This window comes from Streptomyces sp. NBC_00038, from assembly GCF_026343635.1.
In the GTDB taxonomy this organism is placed as follows: domain Bacteria; phylum Actinomycetota; class Actinomycetes; order Streptomycetales; family Streptomycetaceae; genus Streptomyces.
Genome location: NZ_JAPELQ010000001.1, coordinates 8,958,329 through 8,977,426, shown reverse-complemented (window position 1 = coordinate 8,977,426; position 19,098 = coordinate 8,958,329). Strand labels below are relative to the sequence as shown.

Genomic DNA, 19,098 nt, shown 5'->3' with positions numbered 1-19,098 from the left:
GGTGCCGGGGAGGCCGTCGGCAAGGCCGAGGGGGGTCTTTCCGCATCGGCCGCGATCAAGTCTCCCACCCTGCTCGCATTCCCCATTTCGTCTGAGCGATTGAAGATTGAAGGACGACGATGACTGATCAGCAACGTCAGAACCTTGGCGACCTCGGTCTCTTCACCGGTGCCCCGCAGCACGAGAACTTCTGCCGGATCAAGGACTTCGCGGATACCCGGGAGACGGTTCCCTCGTCGAAGCCGTACGCCTGGCCCGTGGGAAAGTCGATCACGTTTCCTGATGCGTACGAGTTCGACGGCACCGTCCGGTCGACCGAGGAGTTCCTGGCCGACACGGACACCGCGGCGCTTCTCGTGCTGATCGACGGCGAGATCCGATACGAGCGATACCTGCTCACGGGAGGGCCGGACGTGCCGTGGCTGTCCATGTCGGTGTCCAAGAGCTTCGTCTCCGCCCTCGTCGGCATCGCGGTCGAGGAGGGGCACATCCGGAGTATCGACGAGGCGATCAGCGCTTACGTGCCGGTGCTGCCCGGCTCCGCGTTCGACGAGGTCACGATCCGGAACGTCCTGCGGATGTCGTCCGGCGCCCGCTGGAACGAGGACTACAACGACCCCGACTCCGACATCTTCCGGCTCAGCCTGGCCACCGTGGGTTTCGGCGGCACACTCGACGACTTCGTCGCGAGCATGGTGCGCGAGAGCGAGCCGGGCACCGTCTGCCGCTACAACTCCGGGGAGACGCAGGTGCTTTCCCTGCTCGTGGCCCGGGCGACCGGGCGCTCGATGGCCGACTACATGCAGGAAAAACTGTGTGAGCCGCTCGGCATGACCTCGCCCGGATACTGGATCGTCGCCCCGGACGGAACGGAGATGGCCTACGGCGGGCTCAACCTCACCGCCCGCGACTACGCCCGGATCGGCGAACTGTACCGGGGCGGCGGCGCATGGCAGGGCGAGCAGATCGTCCCCGCGGCGTGGGTGCGCGACTCGGTGGCGGTCGCCGCCCCTCACCTGGAGCCGGGCCGCCCGATCGTCGGCGGCCACCCCATCGACCTCGGTTACGGCTACCAGTGGTGGCTCCCGGCCGGGGACCGCGGCGAGTTCAGCGCGATCGGTGTCTACAACCAGTTCGTCTACGTCGACCCGACCGCCCGCACCACCATCGTCAAGCTCTCCGCCAACCGCAGGTACGGCACCTCCACGGAGGAGTCCACCAACCGCGAGATGGAAACGGTCGCCTTCCTGCGCGCGATCGCCCGACACGACAACTGACAGGGCCTGTCCCCCCACATGGCCGGCGTCTCAGAGCCCCAGCGACTTGGCGATGATCGTCTTCAACACCTCGGTGGTGCCGCCCAGGATGCGGGAGATGCGGGCATCGGTGTACAGCCGGGCGATGGGGTACTCCCGCATATAGCCGTAGCCGCCGTGCAGTTGAAGGCAGCGGTCGATCACCCGGCCCTGCAGTTCGGTGGTGAAGACCTTGACCTTCGCGGCGTCGGCGGCCGACAGTTCGCCGGCGTCGTGCGCGACCAGGGCACGGTCGACCAGGAACCGTCCGGCCTCGATCTCGGCCGCGCAGGCGGCGAGTTCGAACTTGGTGTTCTGGAAGGACGACACGGTGGTGCCGAACACCTTCCGGTTCTGGACGTACTCCAGGGTCGTGGTGAGCGCCGCTTCGGCCGCCGCCTGCGCGGCGACGGCGATGCCGAGGCGTTCCTGGGGCAGGTTGCTCATCATGCAGCCGAACGCCTTGCCCTCCTCACCCAGCAGGTTCTCGGCGGGCACGCGGACGTCCTCGAAGAAGAGCTCGGCGGTGTCCTGGGTCTTGAGGCCGATCTTGTCGAGATTGCGGCCCCGGCTGAAGCCGGGCATGTCCCGCTCGACCACCAGGAGGGAGAGGCCGTCCCGCCGGTCCTCGCCCTTTCCGGTCCTCGCCACCACGAGGACCAGATCCGCGTTGATCCCACCGGTGATGAAGGTCTTCGCGCCGTTCAGCACATAGTGGCCGTCCCGCTTGTCGGCCGTGGTCGTCATGCCGGCAAGATCCGATCCGGTACCCGGTTCGGTCATCGCGATGGATGCCATCAGGTCACCGGAGGCCAACCCGGGGAACCAGCGCCGACGTTGTTCTTCGGTGGCGTACGCGAGGAAGTACGGCAGCACGATGTGCAGATGCGCGCTGAAACCGCCCAGGTTCACATAGGCGCGTGCCGTCTCCTCGGCCCAGACCGCGGCGTACAGGAAGCTGTCGGATCCGCCGCCCCCGTACTCCTCCGGTATCTGCATGCCCAGGACGCCGAGTTCACCGATGCGGCGGAAAACATCGCGCGGAACGATTCCGGCCGCGTCCCATTCCGCGAAGTGCGGGACGACCTCTTTGGCCATGAACTCCCGTGCGGTCCTGCGGAAGATCTCGTGACTGTCGTTGAAGATGGTGCGTTCCATGGTGGACATTCCTATTCGTCGTGTGGCGTCGCCGCTGTGCGCAGCTCGTGCCGGCGCACCTTTCCCATCGCTGTTCGGGGCAGGCGGCCGGTGAAGGTCATGGAGCGGGGGATCTTGAATGCGGCCAGTTGGGTGCGGCAGTGCTCGGTGAGGCGCCCGGCCAGCTCGTCCCCGGCCGGCACACCGGCTTCCGGCTGTACGACGGCGGCCACCCGCTGCCCCCACTCCGCGTCCGGCACACCGATCACGGCGGCGTCGGCCACGTCCGGGTGGGCGAGGAGAACGGCTTCCACCTCCGCCGGATAGACGTTGACTCCGCCGGACAGGATGAGGTCCGTGCGGCGGTCGCAGAGGAACAGCCACCCGTCCTCGTCGAGATAGCCGATGTCGCCGACCGTGAACAGGCCGTCCTTCATTGAGTTGGCGGTCTTCTCCGTGTCCTTGAAGTACTCGAATTCGTACGACGGGCTGTAGTAGACGGTGCCGGTCTCGCCTGCGGGCAAGGTGTTTCCGGCGGCGTCGACGACACGCACCTCGATGCCCCGCAGCGGGCGGCCGACGGTGCCCGGCCTGGCCAGCCATTCCCGTGCGGTCGCGGTGGTCGCCGGGCCTTCGGTGGCCGCGTAGAACTCGTGGACCACCGGGCCGAGCCAGTCGATCGCGGCCCTCTTCACCTCGGCCGGGCAGGGCGCGGCCCCGTGGACGAGACTGCGCAGGCTCGATGTGTCGTACCGTCCGCGCACCTCTTCGGCGAGGCGGAGCAGCCGGTGCAGCACCGTGGGCACGGTGAACGTGATCGAGACCTTGTGCCGGTCGATGAGCTGCAGCCACTCCTCGGGGGTGGGCCGCTGCGCGATGACGATGGTGTGCCCGAAGTTGAGGCCCGCGTTGGCGAAGACCCCGGGGGCTCCGTGGTAGAGCGGGGCGGCGGCCAACTGAACCTCGTGGCCCGGGAAGATGCCGAGCGGGCGGGTGAGGTTGAGTTCGGTCTCCGTTACCTGCGGAGGGCCTTCGGGCAGCTGTCGCCGTACACCCTTGGGGCGGCCGGTCGTCCCTGAGGTGTACATCATGATGCTGCCGGACCTCGGCCGCTCCGGCGGTGTGGTCGGCTGTTCCCGGAGGAAGTCCTCGTAGCCGACCCAGCCCGCCGCCGCACCCACCACGATGCGGCCGTCGACGCGGAAGCCGACCTCGTCCAGGGCCCGTTCGGCCGTGCCGAGCAGCGATTCGTCGACGACCACGACCCGGGCTTCGCAGTCCTCGACGATGTAGGCGATCTCCGCCGCGGTGAGATGGTGGCTGATCGGGATGAAGTACAGCCCGGACCGGCCGGTGGCGAACCGCAGCTCGAAGTAGTGACGGCTGTTCGGCAGGATCGCCGCGACGCCGTCTCCGGTCTTGAGGCCCAGGGCGGCGAGCGCATGCGCCAACTGGTTGACACGGGCGTTCAGTTCGCCATAGCTGAGTGAGTGCCCGTCAGGTTCGATCAGGGCGGTCCTGTCGGGGTTGGTGGCGGCGATGTCCGCGAATCCCAGCGGTTCTTGCGATGAGGGTGTGTCGGGCATGGCAGCTCCGTCCTCTTGGCGGCTCGACGGGAAAGACTCGACAGGAAAGGGGCGTGCGGCTCTGTGGCGTGAGCCGCCGGGCGTCCTCCTCGCCAGGGCTCAGATCGACGCGGCGAGCCGTGTGCCCTGCTCGATGGCCCGCTTGGCGTCCAGTTCGGCCGCGACATCCGCGCCGCCGATGACGTGCGTGGTGATGCCCCGCTCGGTCAGTCCGTCCACGAGATCGCGCAGCGGTTCCTGACCGGCGCAGATCACCACGGTGTCGACGGCGAGCACCTGGGGGCGTTCCCGCTCGGGGCCGTACGAGATGTGCATTCCCGCGTCGTCGATCCGCTCGTAGCTGACCCCGGTGATCTGCTCCACGCCCTTGGCCCGCAGCACCGCCCGGTGCACCCAGCCGGTGGTCTTTCCGAGGTCCTTGCCGATGCGGGAGGTCTTGCGCTGCAGCAGATACACCTGCCGGGGCGAGGGTTCGGGCTTCGGCTCGACCAGGCCGCCGCGCAGGTCCTCGGCGTCGATGTCGATACCCCACTCGGCCCGCCACGCCTGGGGATCGAGCGTCGGCGACGTGGTGTGCGTCAGGAACTCACTGACGTCGACTCCGATACCGCCCGCACCGACCACGGCCACCCGGTCACCGACCGGTGCTCCGTGCCGTACGACATCGACGTACGACACCACCGAAGGGTGGTCGATGCCGGGGATGTGCGGCACCCGCGGCACGACGCCCGTCGCGACGACCACTTCGTCGAAGCCGGCCGCGGCCAGTGTGTCCGCGGTGGCGCGGGTGTTCAGGTGCAGGGTGACGCCGGTGGATTCGATGCGGCGGCGGTAGTAGCGGATGGTCTCGGCGAACTCCTCCTTGCCCGGGATGCGGGAGGCGATGTCGAACTGCCCGCCGATCGTGTCCGCCGCCTCGAACAGCTCGACCCCGTGGCCGCGTTCGGCGAGCGACACCGCGCAGGACAGTCCGGCCGGGCCCGCACCGACGACGGCGACCCGCTTGGCGCGCCGTACCGGTTCGAGGCGCAGTGTGGTCTCGCGGCCGGCACGCGGATTGACCAGGCAGGAGGCGGCGGTCCGGGTGAAGGTGTGGTCCAGGCATGCCTGGTTGCAGGCGATGCAGGTGTTGATCTCGTCCGCCCGGCCCGCCTCGGCCTTGGCCAGCCACTCGGGGTCGGCGAGCAGCGGGCGGGCCATGGACACCAGGTCGGCGTCGCCGCGGGCCAGCAACTCCTCGGCGACCTGCGGCATGTTGATCCGGTTGGAGGCGACCACCGGGATCCCGACATGCTGCCTGAGCTTGGCGGTCACTGCGGTGAAGGCGGCCCGTGGCACGGAGGTGACGATGGTGGGCACGCGGGCCTCGTGCCAGCCGATGCCGGTGTTCATGATGGTGGCACCCGCCGCTTCGACCTCCTTGGCGAGGGCGACGACCTCGTCCCAGGTCTGCCCGTCCTCCACCAGCTCCAGCATGGACAACCGGTAGATGATGATGAAGTCGTGCCCGACGGCCTCTCGGCAGGACCGGACGATCTCCACCGCGAGCCGCCGTCGGTTCTCGGCGGTACCGCCCCAGTCGTCCGTGCGGTGGTTGGTACGCGGCGCCAGGAACTGGTTGATGAGGTAGCCCTCGTTGCCCATGATCTCGATGCCGTCGTAACCCGCCTCCCGGGCGAGAGCCGCCGAACGGGCGAAGTCGGAGATCGTCGTACGGATGTCCTGGTCAGTCAGGGAACGCGGGCGGTACCGCTTGATCGGCGCCTGGAGCGCGGAGGCCGACACAGCACCGGGGTGGTCGGAGTAGCGGCCTGCGTGCAGCAGTTGGACCGCGATCCTGCCGCCCGCGTCGTGCACCGCCTCGGTGACCGTGCGGTGCCGCAGCGCCTCTTCGGTGGTACTGAGTTTGCAGGCGCCCGGGTAGAACATCCCGTCCTCGTTGGGCGAGTAGCCGCCCGTCACCATGAGTCCCACGCCACCGCGGGCCCGTTCGGCGAAGAACGCGGCGAGCCGGTCGAGCGGTCCGCTGCCGTCTTCGAGGCCGGTGTGCATCGAGCCCATGATCACGCGGTTGGGGAGGGTGGTGAACCCCAGGTCGAGGGGGCGGAGCAGATGGGGGTAGTCGGTCATCGTCACTCGCTTCTCCGATGTTGTGCTGCGGCCCGTCAGCGGAACGCGGCCTCGCCGGTGATCGCCTTGCCGACGATCAGGGTGTGCACCTCACTGGTGCCTTCGTAAGTCAGCACGGATTCAAGGTTGTTGGCGTGACGCATCACCGGGTACTCCAGGGTGATGCCGCTGGCACCGAGGACGGTGCGGCACTGCCGGGCGATGTCGATGGCCTCCCGGACGTTGTTGAGCTTGCCCACGCTGACCTGCTCGGGCCGGAGCCGGCCCGCGTCCTTGAGCCGGCCCAGGTGCAGGGCGAGCAGCATGCCCTTGTCGAGTTCCAGGGCCATGTCCACCAGCTTCTGCTGGGTGAGCTGGTAGGAGCTCAGCGCGCGATCGAACACCATGCGCTCGCCGGCGTAGGCGATCGCGGTCTCCAGGCAGTCCCGGGCAGCGCCGAGCGCTCCGAAGACGATGCCGAAGCGGGCTTCGTTGAGGCAGCCGAGCGGGCCGGACAGACCCTGGGCCTCGGGGAGCATCGAGTCGGCGGGCAACCGTACGTCCTCAAGGACGAGTTCACTGGTCACGCTGGCCCGCAGCGAGAGCTTGCCCTTGATCTCGGTGGCGCTGAAGCCGGGGGTGCCCGACGGCACGAGGAAGCCCCGGACGCCGTCATCGGTACGGGCCCACACCACGGCGATGTCCGCCACCGAACCGTTCGTGATCCACATCTTGGTGCCGTTGAGCACCCAGTCGGGCCCGTCGCGCTTGCCGGTGGTGCGCATGGCGCCCGGGTCGGACCCGGCGTCCGGCTCGGTGAGACCGAAGCAGCCGATCTTCTCGCCCGCCGCCATGCCCGGCAGCCACTGCTGCTTCTGCTCCTCGGACCCGTACGCCCGGATCGCGTACATCGCGAGCGAGCCCTGGACCGACACCAGGCTGCGCAGCCCGGAGTCGACAGCCTCCAGTTCCAGGCAGGCCAGCCCGTACGACACGGCGTTGGTGCCCGCACACCCGTAGCCCTCCAGGTGCATGCCGAGTACGCCGATCTCGCCCAGCCGCCGTGCCAGGTCACGGGCCGGGATCGCGCCTCGCTCGAACCATTCGGCGAGGTGCGGGCGCAACTCGCGTTCTCCCATGGTCCGGACAGTCCGGCGGATTTCCTTCTCCTCGTCGGTCAACAGCCCGTCCAGGGCGAGCAGATCGGTGGAGGGGAGGGGTGACGACTTCATTTCCGGCCTCCAGGCCGTGACAAGCGGGGCGTGCCGACCCCGCGGTGGTGACTGGTGTGCGTGGATGCCCGGGCTGCCGGGCATCCACTGCCGTCGGGACGCAGGCGTCAGGCCGGGTCGGGGATCCATCGGCCGTGGAAGCCGAACGGCACGCGCGCGGGGAGATGGACCGTGGCCACGGGGGCGCCGGTGAAGTCCTGTCCGGAGAGGATCACCAGGTCGCTGGCGCCCCGGTCCGGATCGAAGACGTACGCCATGAGGTAGCCGTCGTCCTCCGCCTGCGCGTTCTCGGAGGGCACGAAGAACGCCTCACTGGCATAGCAGCCCTTGGCGAAGCGGTGCACCTCCATGGTCTGGTCGGTGAGGTCGTGCTTGAGGACCGAGTCGCCGAAGGAGTCGTCGGACAGGTCGTCCAGCTCGGCGGTCGGGCCCGCGAAGCGGATCATGGGCGCGGTGACGGCTGTGTAGCCGTAGCGGTACGTGCTGCCGACGACGGCCGGACTGGCCACCGGGAACTCCTGCGGGCGGTCGTCGATGCGCGTCTCGGTGACCTTTCCGGTGACCGTGTCGACCACCCAACGGTCGAGCGTCGGAAGGCTGTTGCCCTGGAACTGGGCATTGACGAACATCTTCGGATACGAGACCAGGTCCAGGACGACCGTGTCACCGTCGTCGTAGGCGTTGAGGGTGTGGAAGACCCAGGAGGGCGGGATGTCGAGCCAGCGCACCTCGGTGCCGCCCCTGGGCAGCAGGCCGATGCGCCCGCCGCGTCCCTCGTGCCAGGCCAGCGGAAGCCGCGCGCCCGCCTTGGCCGCCTCCAGGCTGAAGGCGATGGGCAGGTCGTAGAGGACCACGTACTTCTGGGTGAGCGAGAAGTCGTGCATCATCGGCCCGTGCGGGGCCGGGATCTCGACGGTGCGGGTGACGAGACCGGCCGGGGAGATGACCAGGTAGCGCACGGTGTCGCCGGGGATGTCGTACGTGACGGCGTGGATCTCACCGGTCTGCGGGTCGACCTTCGGGTGGGCGGTGAAGCCCTCGCGCAGGGTCCCGCCGAGGTCGCAGGGGCCCAACGTGTCGAGCTCGTAGGTGAGTTCGTAGGGCCGGGTGCCTCCCTCCATCAAAGCGAAGGTGCGGTCGCCGAGGCCCATGACGCTGGTGTTCGCGCCGAGGTCGTTCCTGCGGTACTCACCCGGGCGGGGCTCTTCGCCCAGGGCCTTGGCGATGTGCTGGGAGCGGACCCAGCGGTTGCGGTACCACTCCGCCTTGCCGTCGCGCAGCCGTACGCCGTGGACCATGCCGTCGCCGATGAAGACGTGCAGCAGCGGGTCGTCGAGGTTCATCTCGTTGGGGCCGTTGCGCAGGTAGCGGCCGTTCAGCTCGGCCGGGATGCGCCCGGTGACGGGCAGATCGAAGGCCGTGACCTCTTCGGTCGCCGGCGCCATGACGCTGTCGTACGGGGACTTCGGTGACGCTTTCATGCCGTCTCCTGCTCCTGTGGAGAGCTGCGGGCGTGGCGTCGGAAGCGGCACGACTCCCACGCCCTTGATACTCATAAATTTGAGTACTAATATCATTGAGTAATCTAGAAGCGTCAACCCCCGCACGACGGGCAGGTGGCCGATGGAATCGTCAGCGACAGAGACATCAGGGAGCGCGATCGTGGGTCTGCGGCACGCGGTGCTGGCGGCATTGCTGGACGGGGAGTCCAGCGGCTACCAACTGGCCAAGTCTTTCGACCTGGGCATGGCCAACTTCTGGCACGCACTGCCTCAGCAGCTCTACCTGGAGCTCACCAAGATGGAGAAGGCCGGTCTGGTCGAGGGCCACAACGTGGTTCAGGAATCCCGCCCGACCAAGCGTCTGTTCACCATCACCGACGCCGGTCTCGCCGAGCTCGAGAGCTTCGCCCAAGCCCCCGTCAAACCGTCCTTCGTCCGCGACGACCTCATGGTCAAGATGCAGGCCGTGGACAGCGTCTCCGCGGAAGCCGTGATCGAGCAGGTGGAGGAGCGAGCAGCCATCGCCGCCGCCAAGATCGACATCTTCACCCGGTTCCTGCGCCGCCTGCGCGGCGACCTGGACGAGCAGGAGTTCCTGAGATCCAGCGACCGGATCGGGCCGTACCTGACCTGCCTGCGCGGCCTCCGTTTCGAGCAGGAGTACGCCGACTGGTGCGAGGAGACCGCCCGAGTCCTGCGCGCACGACAAGCGATCACGCAGGACGGCACGCTCTCGTGACCGGGGTGTCCGAGGGCAGCCCAAGGCCGCCCTCGGACACCGGTAAGACGCCTGTCCCCCTACCTCCGCCGAAGACGTCGGCCGACGATCGGCGCCCCCACCGCAGGAATGGACGAGCCTGTGACCACTGAGACCAGGACCGGCTTCACCGCCGACGAGGCGGCGGCGCTGGTCGACCGGCTGCGCACCACGTTCCGCACCGGGCGTACGAAGCCTCTTGCCTGGCGCAAGGAGCAGCTCACCCGGCTGCGCGCACTGCTGACCGAGCACGGAGACGACCTCGCCGACGCTCTCCATACGGACCTGCACAAACCGCGGGCGGAGGCGTACCTTTCCGAAATCGACTTCACCGTGCGGGAGATCGACCACACGCTGGAACACTTGGAGGAGTGGCTGCGCCCGCAGCCCGCGGCCATCACGGGCCCCGGGTTCCCCGACGGATCCGCGGCCCGCACCAAGTTCGATCCGCTGGGCGTGGCCCTCGTCATCTCCGCCTGGAACTATCCGGTCAACCTGCTGCTCGTGCCGGTCGCCGGCGCGCTGGCCTCCGGCAACGCCGTCGTCATCAAGCCCGCCGAGTACACGGAGGCGACCTCCGCGCTCCTCGCACGGCTGCTGCCTGCCTATCTGGACGACGAGGCGACCGCCGTCGTCGAGGGCGGTCCCGCCGAGACCACGGCCCTCCTGGCCCAGCACTTCGACCACATCTTCTACACGGGTGGTGGCGCGGTCGGCCGCATCGTGATGAAGGCGGCCGCCGAGCATCTCACCCCGGTCACCCTCGAACTCGGCGGCAAATGCCCGGTGTTCGTCGACAGCGACGCGGACCTGACCACGGTCGCCGCACGGCTGGTGGGGACCAAGTTCGCGAATGCCGGCCAGACCTGCGTCGCCCCCGACTACGTACTCACCGACCCGGCCACCGCCCGCGCGTTGGAGAACGCCCTGACCGATGCGATCGAGGACCGCTACGGTGCCGGTCCGGCTCCTTCCGACGCGTACGGACGCATCATCAACGAGCGCCACTTCGACCGTCTGACCGCGCTGCTCGGCTCGGGCCGCACGGTGACCGGAGGACAGCACGACCGCGCCGACAAGTACATCGCGCCGACCGTGCTGGCCGACGTGTCACCCGACGAACCGGTCATGCGGGAGGAGATCTTCGGCCCCATCCTGCCGATCCTCACCGTCGCCGGGCTCGACGAGGCCATCGAGTTCATCAACGACCGCGACAAGCCGCTGGCTCTTTACGCCTTCACCGAGAACGACACCACCCGTCGGCGGCTCGCCGACGAGACGTCCTCAGGAGGCCTCAACTTCGGCCTGCCGATTCGCCACCTGGCCGTCCCCGAGCTGCCGTTCGGCGGCGTCGGCGCGAGCGGCATGGGCAATTACCACGGCCGCTACTCCATCGAGACCTTCAGCCACCGCAAGGCGGTCCTCGACGTACCGCTGAGCTGAACCGCCACCAACCGGTCCGCAGGGCCTGTACATCGTTCGGGCCTCGGTCGGGGTCGAGTCGGATCGATTGTGAGGATGCCAAGCATGGTGACCAGTGTGTCCGAGGCCCCGGCCGCGCAGGCGGAGGCGGTGGTCGAGCTGTACCGGCGCATGCGCCGCATACGCGAGTTCGAGACCCGGACATCCGCGCTCTACAAGGCCGGTGAGGTTCCCGGTTTCGTCCACCTGTCCATAGGTCAGGAGGCGACGGCGGTAGGCGCGTGCCGGCACCTGCGCGAGGACGACGTCGTGACGTCGACCCACCGGGGCCACGGTCACTGCCTGGCGAAAGGGCTCGGCGCGGACCAGATGATGGCCGAGCTGATGGGACGGGACAGCGGAACCTGCCGTGGGCGCGGCGGGTCCATGCACATCGCCGACCCCGAGCAGGGGATCTTCGGGGCGAACGGCATCGTCGGCGCGGGGCTCCCCATCGCCGTGGGCGCCGCGACCGCGGCCCAACTGCGGGGCGGCGACAGTGTCGTCGTCTCCTTCTTCGGCGACGGGGCGGTCGCTCAGGGCATGTTCCACGAGGCCGTGAACCTCGCGGGTGTCTGGGACCTGCCCGTCGTCTTCTTCTGCGAGAACAACCAGTACGCCGAGTTCTCCAGGGCGAGCGACCAGCACCGGGCCACGCTCAAGGAGCGCGCGGTCGGCTACGGCGTGCCGTATCGCAGGGTCGACGGCAACGACGTGATCGCGGTGGCCGACGTCATGGACAACGTCATCGCCCACACCCGCGCCGGGCACGGTCCGTTCCTGGTCGAGGCCTTCACCTACCGCTGGCACGGGCACTACGAAGGAGATCCCGAGCACTACCGCACCGGCGAGGAGCTCGCGTCCTGGCGGGAACGCGACCCGCTGAACCTCGCGTACGACAAGGCGCTGGCGGCCGGCGCCACACCTGATGTGCTCATCGAGGTCGACGTCGCCGTCCGCGCGGAGATCGACGCCGCGGTCGAACACGCCCGTCAGGCCGAGGCCCCGAAACCCGCGTCCCTCTTCGACTTCGTGACCGCGCCCCGTCCCGACATCCCCGAGCCGCCGGCGCCCAGCGGCGAACCCGTCAAGATGATGGCCGCCATTCGCGAGGCCATCGAACGCGAGATGACCGACGACCCGAGCGTCTTCATGGCCGGGATCGACGTCGCACAAGGCAATGTGTTCGGTCTGTTCCGGGGAATGGCGGACGCCTTCCCCGGGCGCGTCCGCGACACCCCGATCTCCGAGACCGCGATCGTCGGCACTGCGGTGGGGGCGGCGCTGGCCGGATTCCGTCCCGTTGTCGAGATCATGTACATGGACTTCATCGGTGTGTGTCTCGACGGGTTGATGAACCAGGCGGCAAAGCTGCGGTTCATGACCGGCGGGCGGGCTTCCCTGCCGCTCGTCGTGCGTACGCAGTTCGGCGCCGGCCGGTCATCCGGCAGCCAGCACTCGCAGAGCCTGGAGGCCGTCCTCGCCCACATACCCGGCTTGACGGTGGTGATGCCGTCGAACCCGGCCGACGCCTACGGCCTCATGCGTGCCGCCATCCGCGACCCCAACCCGGTGGTCTTCATCGAGAACCGGCTCCAGTACGGGATGAAGGGGCCACGCCCGGAGCCCGATCACCTCGTACCCTTGGGGCGCGCCAAGGTCGTGCGCGAGGGCCGCGACGTGAGTGTCGTCAGCTGGTCGCGGATGCTGACCACGGTCCTGCAGGCCGCTGACCGGCTCGCCGAGGACGGCATCTCCGCCGAGGTCATCGACCTGCGGACGATCTCGCCGTTGGACCGGGAGACGGTGCTGCGATCGCTCGAGCGCACCCACCGCCTCGTGATCGTCCACGAAGCCGTCCAGGACTTCGGTGTCGGCGCCGAGCTTGCCGCGCTGGCGGCGAACGAGGGCTTCTGGCACCTCGACGCCCCGGTGGCCCGCGTCGCGCCGCCGGCGATCCCGAGCCCCTACGCCCCCAGCCTTGAGAAGCTGTGGCTGCCCGACGCCGACGCCATCGCCGACACCGTCCGGCGGGTGGTGCGGTCATGACCCCGTCGACGATGGCCGCGGGCTGGGCGTCGCAACCCGCGGCGCCGCCGCCGTCCACCAGGCGGCTCGTGACACCGGCGGCGCGTGAATTCCTGCGCTCCCATGATGTCCGACTCGACCTCTCCCCCGGCCTGCCCGCCGTTCGCCTGTCGGACGCACGCTCGCTGGTCCGGGCCGCCGCCCCGGAACCCGCCGGACAGGACTGGGTCGCGGTCGACACGCTGGTCCCGTCCGGTCAGGACGCGATGGATCGCCTGGCTCGCTTGACCGCAGGGGCTGTCAGGGCGATGCGCGGGATCACCAACCAGCACATTCGCGTCGCTGTGCGGTTCGGCGTCGACGGGTCGCCCGAACTCCCCTTCACGACCGTGGTTCTGGAGGACGCCGGCCGGCTGTCGGCCGGCGGCATCCAGCGGCGGCTCGCGGCACGCGAACACGTCGTCGACCGAGCGGACGACGTCGACCTCGACATCGTCGACGGCTCCGCCACGGGTGTGACCCGGCTGCTTACGGCTTCCGGCCGGCCCGTCGTCACCATCGGCGCCCCCGTTCGGCGCGTGGTCGCGTCCGTGCACAACGGTGACGAAGTGATGGCCGTACGCCAGGTGCTTGAGGTCTGGGCCAACGGCGGAGCAACCCTCGACACCGCCGAGACCGCTCACCTCGCCGGCTCCGCCGCGCGGGCGATCGGGGAGCTGGGCCCGTCATGACCGCCGTGAGTACGCCGGTCGAGATGTCGGTGGCCGACGGCGTCGCCGCCGTGTGCCTCAACCGCCCCCGATGAATCCCATCGACGCCGCGATGCGGGACGCGCTCATCGCGGTGACCCGGTGACTCGCCGATGACCCCTCCCCGGCGGCTGTTCCTGGTGCGCAGGCGTGAACTCCGCACCAGGAACAGGCCCTCAGCCGAGATCGGTGATGACGGTCTTGGTCTCCAGGTAGTTGTCGAAGACCGCGCCGCCCATTTCGCGGCCCCAGCCGGATTCCTTGTAGCCGCCGAACGGCAGCGACGCGTCGAAGACGTTCCAGGTGTTGACCCAGACCGTGCCGGCGCGCAAGCGGCGTGCGGTGCGGTAGGCCTTGCTGATGTCGCGGGTGAACACGCCCGCGCCCAGACCGTAGTTGGTGTTGTTGGCCGTGGGCACGATGTCGGACTCGGCGCTGAACGGCGCCACGGCGACCACCGGGCCGAAGATCTCCTCGCGCACCGCGGTCATGTCCTCGCGGGTGCCGGCGAGCACCGTGGGAGCGACGAAGTAGCCGCGGTCTCCCACGCGGTCACCGCCGTGGACGACGGCGCCTTCGTCCCGGCCGGAGCGGATGTAGCCGGTCACGCGCTCGAACTGCGCCTGCGATATCAAGGGGCCCATCGCGGTGCCCGGGTCGAGACCGTCACCGACCTTGATCGACCGGGCCTGTTCGGCGATGCCCGCCACCACCTCGTCGTACACGGATTCCTCGACGTACAGCCGGGATCCGGCCACACAGGACTCGCCCTGGTTGAAGAAGATCGCGTTCGCCGAGTCGGTGATGGCCTTGTCGATATCGGCGTCGGCGAAAATCACGTTGGGCGACTTGCCACCCAGTTCCAGGCTGACCTTCTTGAGGTTGCTGCCTGCCGCGGCTTTCACGATCTTGCGACCGACCTCGGTGGACCCGGTGAACGTGACCTTGTCCACGTCGGGGTGTGCGGCCAGCGCGGCCCCCGCGTCACCGAATCCGGTGACGATGTTGAGCACACCGGCCGGAACGCCGGCTCGCATGGCCAACTCACCGAGCAACAACGCCGACAGCGGCGTCTGTTCGGCGGTCTTGAGCACAGTCGTACAGCCCGCTGCGAGCGCCGGGCCGATCTTCCACGCCGCCATCAGCAAGGGGATGTTCCACGGGATGATCTGCGCGCACACGCCGACGGGCTCCTTGAGCGTGAAACTCAAGTACTGCGTGGGATCAAGGCCGGAGGTGGGAATCGTGCTGCCTTCGATCTTCGTCGCCCAGCCGGACATGTAGTGAAGCAGGTCCGCCGCCAACGGAACGTCCACGGCCTCGGCGGCCCAGTACGGCTTCCCGTTGTCCAGCGACTCGAGCAGCGCGAAGTCTTCCAGGTGCTCCAGGACCAGATCGCCGAGCCTGTGAATGATCTTGCCGCGCTCACCATGGGGCATCCGCCGCCACGGCGCACCTTCCTCGAACGCCGCGCGAGCGGCACGCACCGCCAGGTCGACATCCTCGGCCTCACCATGGGCGACCGACGCGAGGACTTCCTCGCTGGCCGGATTGAGCGTCTCGAACGTGCGGCCGGACGCAGCGTCCACCCATTCACCGTTGATCAGCAACTGATGGCTGAGCGAGCCCACTACTTCGTCGATCCGTGTCTTGTCGACAACAAGGGTCACCGTTGACCTCCTTCATTGCGGGATATCAGTGCGGACTTCGGTGCGCTGCGGGGAGTCGGCGGTACGCGAGCCGATGCCATTGCATCGCCCCTTGATATCGGCTCTCCCGACTCATGGGTCGGGCCGGGATGCGGCGCACTCTAACCAGCCGCCAACGGGAGGGCAAGCACCGTACACTGCGACTTTCTCTGCCCCCAACGCTTGACGGCGCCATGGAGGACAGTCACGCTAGGGCCGTTCGACTGACGGGTCGACTCGGTGGCGAATGGTCTGCCGCCGGTGACCGCGGGAGTGCGGAGGCTGTACGTGGACTACTCGATTCCGCCCGAGTTGGCGATGTTCGTCGATTCAGTGCGGCAGTTCCGGGAAAAGGAGCTGATGCCCCTGGAGCACGAGTTCCTGATCAAGGGTTCGTTCGACGCGAAGACTCGCACCGAGCTCGAGGAGAAGGCGCGACGCCAGGGATTCTGGGCGCTGGACGTGCCGGAGGAGTACGGCGGGCAGGGGATGGGGACGCTGGCCACCTGCCTGGTCGTCGAGGAACTGTTCAAGCATCCCGCCATGTTCGAGTTCGGCGGCAGTCCCGAGCCGGTGCTGTACAAGTGCAACGAGGAACAGAAGCAGCGTTTCCTCTACCCGATCATCAAGGCGGATCACCGCTGTTGTTACGCGTTCACCGAGCCGAGCGGCGGCTCGGACGTGGCGGCCATTCACACGACCGCGGTGCGAGACGGCGACAACTGGGTCATCAACGGGACGAAGACCTTCATCTCGTATGCCGAGCGCGCGAACTTCGTGATCCTCTTCGCGAGTACCGACCGGGAGCGCGGCGCGCGCGGTATCACCTGCTTCCTCGTCGAGAAGGGCACGCCCGGGTTCAGCCTGTCGCGCTCGATCCCGACCATGGGCGACGACTGGGAACCCCATGAACTCGTCTTCGACGACTGCGTGGTGCCGGATGCCAACCGGCTGGGAGACGTCGGAGGTGGCTGGGCGCTGGTCAACGAGCAGCTCACCCACGGCAGACTCAAGATCGCTGCCTTCCAGTTGGGCATGGCACAGCGCAGCATCGACATCGCGGTCGAGTGGGCGAAGAGCAGGGTCACCTGGGGCAAGCCGATCGCCTCGCGCCAGGCGGTGCAGTGGATGCTGGCCGACTCGGTGACCGAACTCGACGCGGCACGCCTGTTGACCTACCGGGCGGCCTGGCTCGCCGACGAGGGAAAGCCGTGTGAGACCGAGGCGTTCATGGCCAAGTTGTACGCCACGGAAATGGCGCAACGGGTGACGGACCGGTGTCTGCAGATCCTTGGCGGTCTCGGCTACAGCAAGGAAGTCCCCATCCAGAGTTTCTACCGGCAGGTCCGGGTGTGGCGCATCGGCCACGGCACCGCGGAGATCCACCGCTGGATGATCGCCCGCGACCTGCTCGGCCTGTCCGCGCGCGACTAGGGCGCGCGACCAGAGCGCTCGACCAGAGCGCTCGACCAGACAACGGCACGACAGCGCCGTCGGAAGCGAGGAAGCCATGGACATCGTGGGCGCGCGCACCCTGCGCGATCTGCTGACCGAGCGGGAGAGGCGGTTCGGGCCGAAGCCCTTCCTGATTTTCGTCGACCGCGACTCCTCAGTCACCGAGTTCACCTACGCCGAGTTCGTACGGCGGGTGCGGTCGGTGGCCGCCGGTCTGGCCGCGGAGGGCATCGGCAAAGGCGACAAGGTCGTCGTGCACCTGTCGAACTGCCCGGAGTTCCTGTTCTGTTGGTTCGGGCTGAGCTGGATCGGCGCGGTCGCCGTACCGTCCAATACCGCCAACACCGCCGACGAGATGCAGCACGTGGTGTCCTTCTCGGACGCCGTCGGCGTGGTGACCGGTGCCGAGCACGCCGGCATGCTCGCCGCCGTGGCGGACGCCAATCCGGCGGTCCGGCTGCGTGTGCTCGCCCGCTCGGAGGCTCCGCTGCCGGGCTGGGTGCCGTTGGGGGCGCTGGTGAACCACGACGCCACCCCGCCGGAAGTCGTCGTGGAGTCGGACGACGTCGCCGAGCTGCTGTTCACCTCGGGCACCACCGCACGGCCGAAAGCCGTCATGCTCACCCACGCGAACTGCCTTTTCGCCGGCGAGCGGGAATGGCGGGTGCTCGGTATCGACCACACCGACCGGTGTCTGACCGCACTGCCGGTGTTCCACGTGCTCGCCCAGACGATCACCGTCATGGCGTCGCTCACCGCCGGAGCGACCTGCGTCCTGCTGGCCGACTACAGCGCCGGCAAGTTCTGGGCCCAGGTGCGCAAGCGGCACGCCACCGTGCTCTCGCTGGTGGCGATGCAGCTCCGCACGCTCCTGGCCCAACCGCCCGCCCACGGCGACCGCGAGCACTCCGTACGCCGGATCTCCTACGGCATCAACGTGCTCGACAAGGAGAAGACCGAGTTCGAGCGGCGGTTCGGCGTCGAACTCGTCAACGGCTACGGGCTGTCCGAGGCGATGACCATGGTGACCGCCGCCCCGGTGCACGGGGAGAAGCGCTGGCCCTCGATCGGGCTGCCCGTGCTCGACCGGCAGGTACGCATCGTCACCCCGGACGGCGTGGACGTGGCTGTCGGGGAGGTCGGCGAGCTCATCGTCGGCGGCATCCCGGGCCGGACCCTGATGAAGGGCTACTACAAGAACCCGCAGGCCACCGCCGATGCCCTGCGCGAGGGCTGGCTCTACACCGGCGACAACGCCTACTTCGACGAGCACGGCTACATCTACTTCCTCGACCGTCTCAAGGACGTCATCAAGGTGGCCGGCGAGAACGTCTCGGCCAGCGAGGTCGAACGCGTCCTGCTCACCCATCCCGGCATCGCCGAAGCCGCGGTGGTGTCCGCCGTCCACATCATCAACGACGAGGTGCCGGTGGCCTTCGTGGCCCCGCGGCCCGACGTGCTCCTTGATCGCGACGACATCCTCCGCCTCTGCCACGAGCACCTCGCCAAGTTCAAGGTTCCCGCGGTGGTCGAGGTCTGCGACGAACTCCCCAAGACCTCGATCGGCAAGATCGAGAAGAAGCTGCTGCGCAAGCGGGTCCAGGACTGGGGGCCGATCGAATGAGCGCCCTCCTGGAGGCCCACTGCGAGCGGCTCCGGGCCGAGGTGGGTACCGAGCGCACGGAACGGCTCGGCACCATCGGGCAGCGGGACATCGTGCGCTTCGCCGTCGCGTCCCACGCGCCGCCTTCCCACCCCGGTCCGGGGGACGCGACGGCCCACCCGTTGTTCCTCAGCTCCGTCATGGGCTGGGGCGACGGGCCGGCCGAGTCCGAACTGGACACCGACGGCACCGCGGCCTCCGACACGCGGGGAATCCCGCTGGACGGAGTCCGGCTGATGGGCGCCGGCCAGGAGCTCGAGTTCCACCACCCCGTCCGGGCCGGTGCGAGCCTCGTCGTACACACCAGCCTGGCCGATGTGCGGCTCAAGCGCGGCCGATCCGGCAGCCTCCTGCTGCTGCGCATCCGGCGCCGCTTCACCGACGAAGCCGGCACCCCGCTCGTCACCTGTCACGAATCTTTCATCGCCCGCTGAGG

Annotated in this window: 14 protein-coding genes; 8 read left to right on the top strand and 6 right to left on the bottom strand. The window is 68.6% G+C overall.

The window, feature by feature from the left end:
* Window positions 1-119: 119 nt before the first annotated feature.
* On the top strand, window positions 120-1,277 hold the full coding sequence (locus OG219_RS40230; RefSeq protein WP_266835209.1) for a serine hydrolase: 1,158 nt from the start codon (window positions 120-122) through the stop codon (window positions 1,275-1,277).
* A 30-nt stretch (window positions 1,278-1,307) separates the two neighbouring features.
* Here OG219_RS40230 and OG219_RS40225 read toward each other — a convergent pair whose 3' ends face one another.
* From OG219_RS40225 to OG219_RS40205, 5 genes are all read right to left on the bottom strand, one after another.
* A complete protein-coding gene (locus tag OG219_RS40225; RefSeq protein WP_266835207.1) occupies window positions 1,308-2,453 on the bottom strand; it encodes an acyl-CoA dehydrogenase family protein in 1,146 nt (381 codons plus the stop codon).
* 11 nt (window positions 2,454-2,464) lie between these two features.
* On the bottom strand, window positions 2,465-4,018 hold the full coding sequence (locus OG219_RS40220) for an AMP-binding protein (RefSeq protein ID WP_266835205.1): 1,554 nt from the start codon (window positions 4,016-4,018) through the stop codon (window positions 2,465-2,467).
* Between the two features lie 99 nt (window positions 4,019-4,117).
* Window positions 4,118-6,148, bottom strand: a complete 2,031-nt coding sequence (locus tag OG219_RS40215; RefSeq protein WP_266835203.1) for an NADPH-dependent 2,4-dienoyl-CoA reductase — start codon at window positions 6,146-6,148, stop codon at window positions 4,118-4,120.
* Between the two features lie 35 nt (window positions 6,149-6,183).
* Entirely contained in the window at window positions 6,184-7,359 is a 1,176-nt protein-coding gene (locus OG219_RS40210; RefSeq protein WP_266835201.1) for an acyl-CoA dehydrogenase family protein, read from the bottom strand.
* A 107-nt stretch (window positions 7,360-7,466) separates the two neighbouring features.
* Window positions 7,467-8,840 carry a carotenoid oxygenase family protein gene (locus OG219_RS40205; RefSeq protein WP_266835199.1) on the bottom strand — a complete coding sequence of 458 codons (1,374 nt, stop codon included), beginning with the start codon at window positions 8,838-8,840 and terminating at the stop codon, window positions 7,467-7,469.
* Between the two features lie 181 nt (window positions 8,841-9,021).
* On the opposite strand from OG219_RS40205, the gene OG219_RS40200 reads away from it, so the two are divergent.
* From OG219_RS40200 to OG219_RS40185, 4 genes are all read left to right on the top strand, one after another.
* A complete protein-coding gene (locus tag OG219_RS40200; RefSeq protein ID WP_266835197.1) occupies window positions 9,022-9,600 on the top strand; it encodes a PadR family transcriptional regulator in 579 nt (192 codons plus the stop codon).
* A 120-nt stretch (window positions 9,601-9,720) separates the two neighbouring features.
* A complete protein-coding gene (locus OG219_RS40195) occupies window positions 9,721-11,061 on the top strand; it encodes an aldehyde dehydrogenase family protein (RefSeq protein ID WP_266835195.1) in 1,341 nt (446 codons plus the stop codon).
* An 84-nt stretch (window positions 11,062-11,145) separates the two neighbouring features.
* Window positions 11,146-13,128: a dehydrogenase E1 component subunit alpha/beta gene (locus tag OG219_RS40190; protein ID WP_266835193.1), complete on the top strand. Its 1,983-nt coding sequence runs from the start codon at window positions 11,146-11,148 to the stop codon at window positions 13,126-13,128.
* On the top strand, window positions 13,125-13,838 hold the full coding sequence (locus tag OG219_RS40185; RefSeq protein ID WP_266835191.1) for a hypothetical protein: 714 nt from the start codon (window positions 13,125-13,127) through the stop codon (window positions 13,836-13,838). The genes OG219_RS40190 and OG219_RS40185 overlap by 4 nt, the downstream gene beginning before the upstream one ends.
* A gap of 194 nt (window positions 13,839-14,032) precedes the next feature.
* Here OG219_RS40185 and OG219_RS40180 read toward each other — a convergent pair whose 3' ends face one another.
* Complete coding sequence (locus OG219_RS40180) at window positions 14,033-15,526, bottom strand: aldehyde dehydrogenase family protein (RefSeq protein ID WP_266835189.1); 1,494 nt, start codon at window positions 15,524-15,526, stop codon at window positions 14,033-14,035.
* Between the two features lie 306 nt (window positions 15,527-15,832).
* Here OG219_RS40180 and OG219_RS40175 point away from each other — a divergent pair, with 306 nt between their 5' ends.
* The 3 genes from OG219_RS40175 (at window position 15,833) to OG219_RS40165 (ending at window position 19,096) form a co-directional block, all read left to right on the top strand.
* Window positions 15,833-16,978 carry an acyl-CoA dehydrogenase family protein gene (locus OG219_RS40175; protein WP_266835187.1) on the top strand — a complete coding sequence of 382 codons (1,146 nt, stop codon included), beginning with the start codon at window positions 15,833-15,835 and terminating at the stop codon, window positions 16,976-16,978.
* Between the two features lie 76 nt (window positions 16,979-17,054).
* Complete coding sequence (locus tag OG219_RS40170; protein ID WP_266835185.1) at window positions 17,055-18,623, top strand: AMP-binding protein; 1,569 nt, start codon at window positions 17,055-17,057, stop codon at window positions 18,621-18,623.
* The gene (locus tag OG219_RS40165) at window positions 18,620-19,096 is read left to right on the top strand and encodes a MaoC family dehydratase N-terminal domain-containing protein (protein ID WP_266835183.1); all 477 of its coding nucleotides are present in this window, start codon (window positions 18,620-18,622) and stop codon (window positions 19,094-19,096) included. The genes OG219_RS40170 and OG219_RS40165 overlap by 4 nt, the downstream gene beginning before the upstream one ends.
* Window positions 19,097-19,098 lie beyond the last annotated feature (2 nt).

Excerpts from the sequence above, each read along its gene's own strand:
- OG219_RS40190 (WP_266835193.1), top strand. The coding sequence starts at position 11,146 with ATGGTGACCAGTGTGTCCGAGGCCCCGGCCGCGCAGGCGGAGGCGGTG.
- OG219_RS40205 (WP_266835199.1), bottom strand. The coding sequence starts at position 8,840 with ATGAAAGCGTCACCGAAGTCCCCGTACGACAGCGTCATGGCGCCGGCG.
- OG219_RS40230 (WP_266835209.1), top strand. The coding sequence starts at position 120 with ATGACTGATCAGCAACGTCAGAACCTTGGCGACCTCGGTCTCTTCACC.
- OG219_RS40215 (WP_266835203.1), bottom strand. The coding sequence starts at position 6,148 with ATGACCGACTACCCCCATCTGCTCCGCCCCCTCGACCTGGGGTTCACC.
- OG219_RS40170 (WP_266835185.1), top strand. The coding sequence starts at position 17,055 with ATGGACATCGTGGGCGCGCGCACCCTGCGCGATCTGCTGACCGAGCGG.
- OG219_RS40185 (WP_266835191.1), top strand. The coding sequence starts at position 13,125 with ATGACCCCGTCGACGATGGCCGCGGGCTGGGCGTCGCAACCCGCGGCG.
- OG219_RS40210 (WP_266835201.1), bottom strand. The coding sequence starts at position 7,359 with ATGAAGTCGTCACCCCTCCCCTCCACCGATCTGCTCGCCCTGGACGGG.
- OG219_RS40225 (WP_266835207.1), bottom strand. The coding sequence starts at position 2,453 with ATGGAACGCACCATCTTCAACGACAGTCACGAGATCTTCCGCAGGACC.
- OG219_RS40220 (WP_266835205.1), bottom strand. The coding sequence starts at position 4,018 with ATGCCCGACACACCCTCATCGCAAGAACCGCTGGGATTCGCGGACATC.
- OG219_RS40165 (WP_266835183.1), top strand. The coding sequence starts at position 18,620 with ATGAGCGCCCTCCTGGAGGCCCACTGCGAGCGGCTCCGGGCCGAGGTG.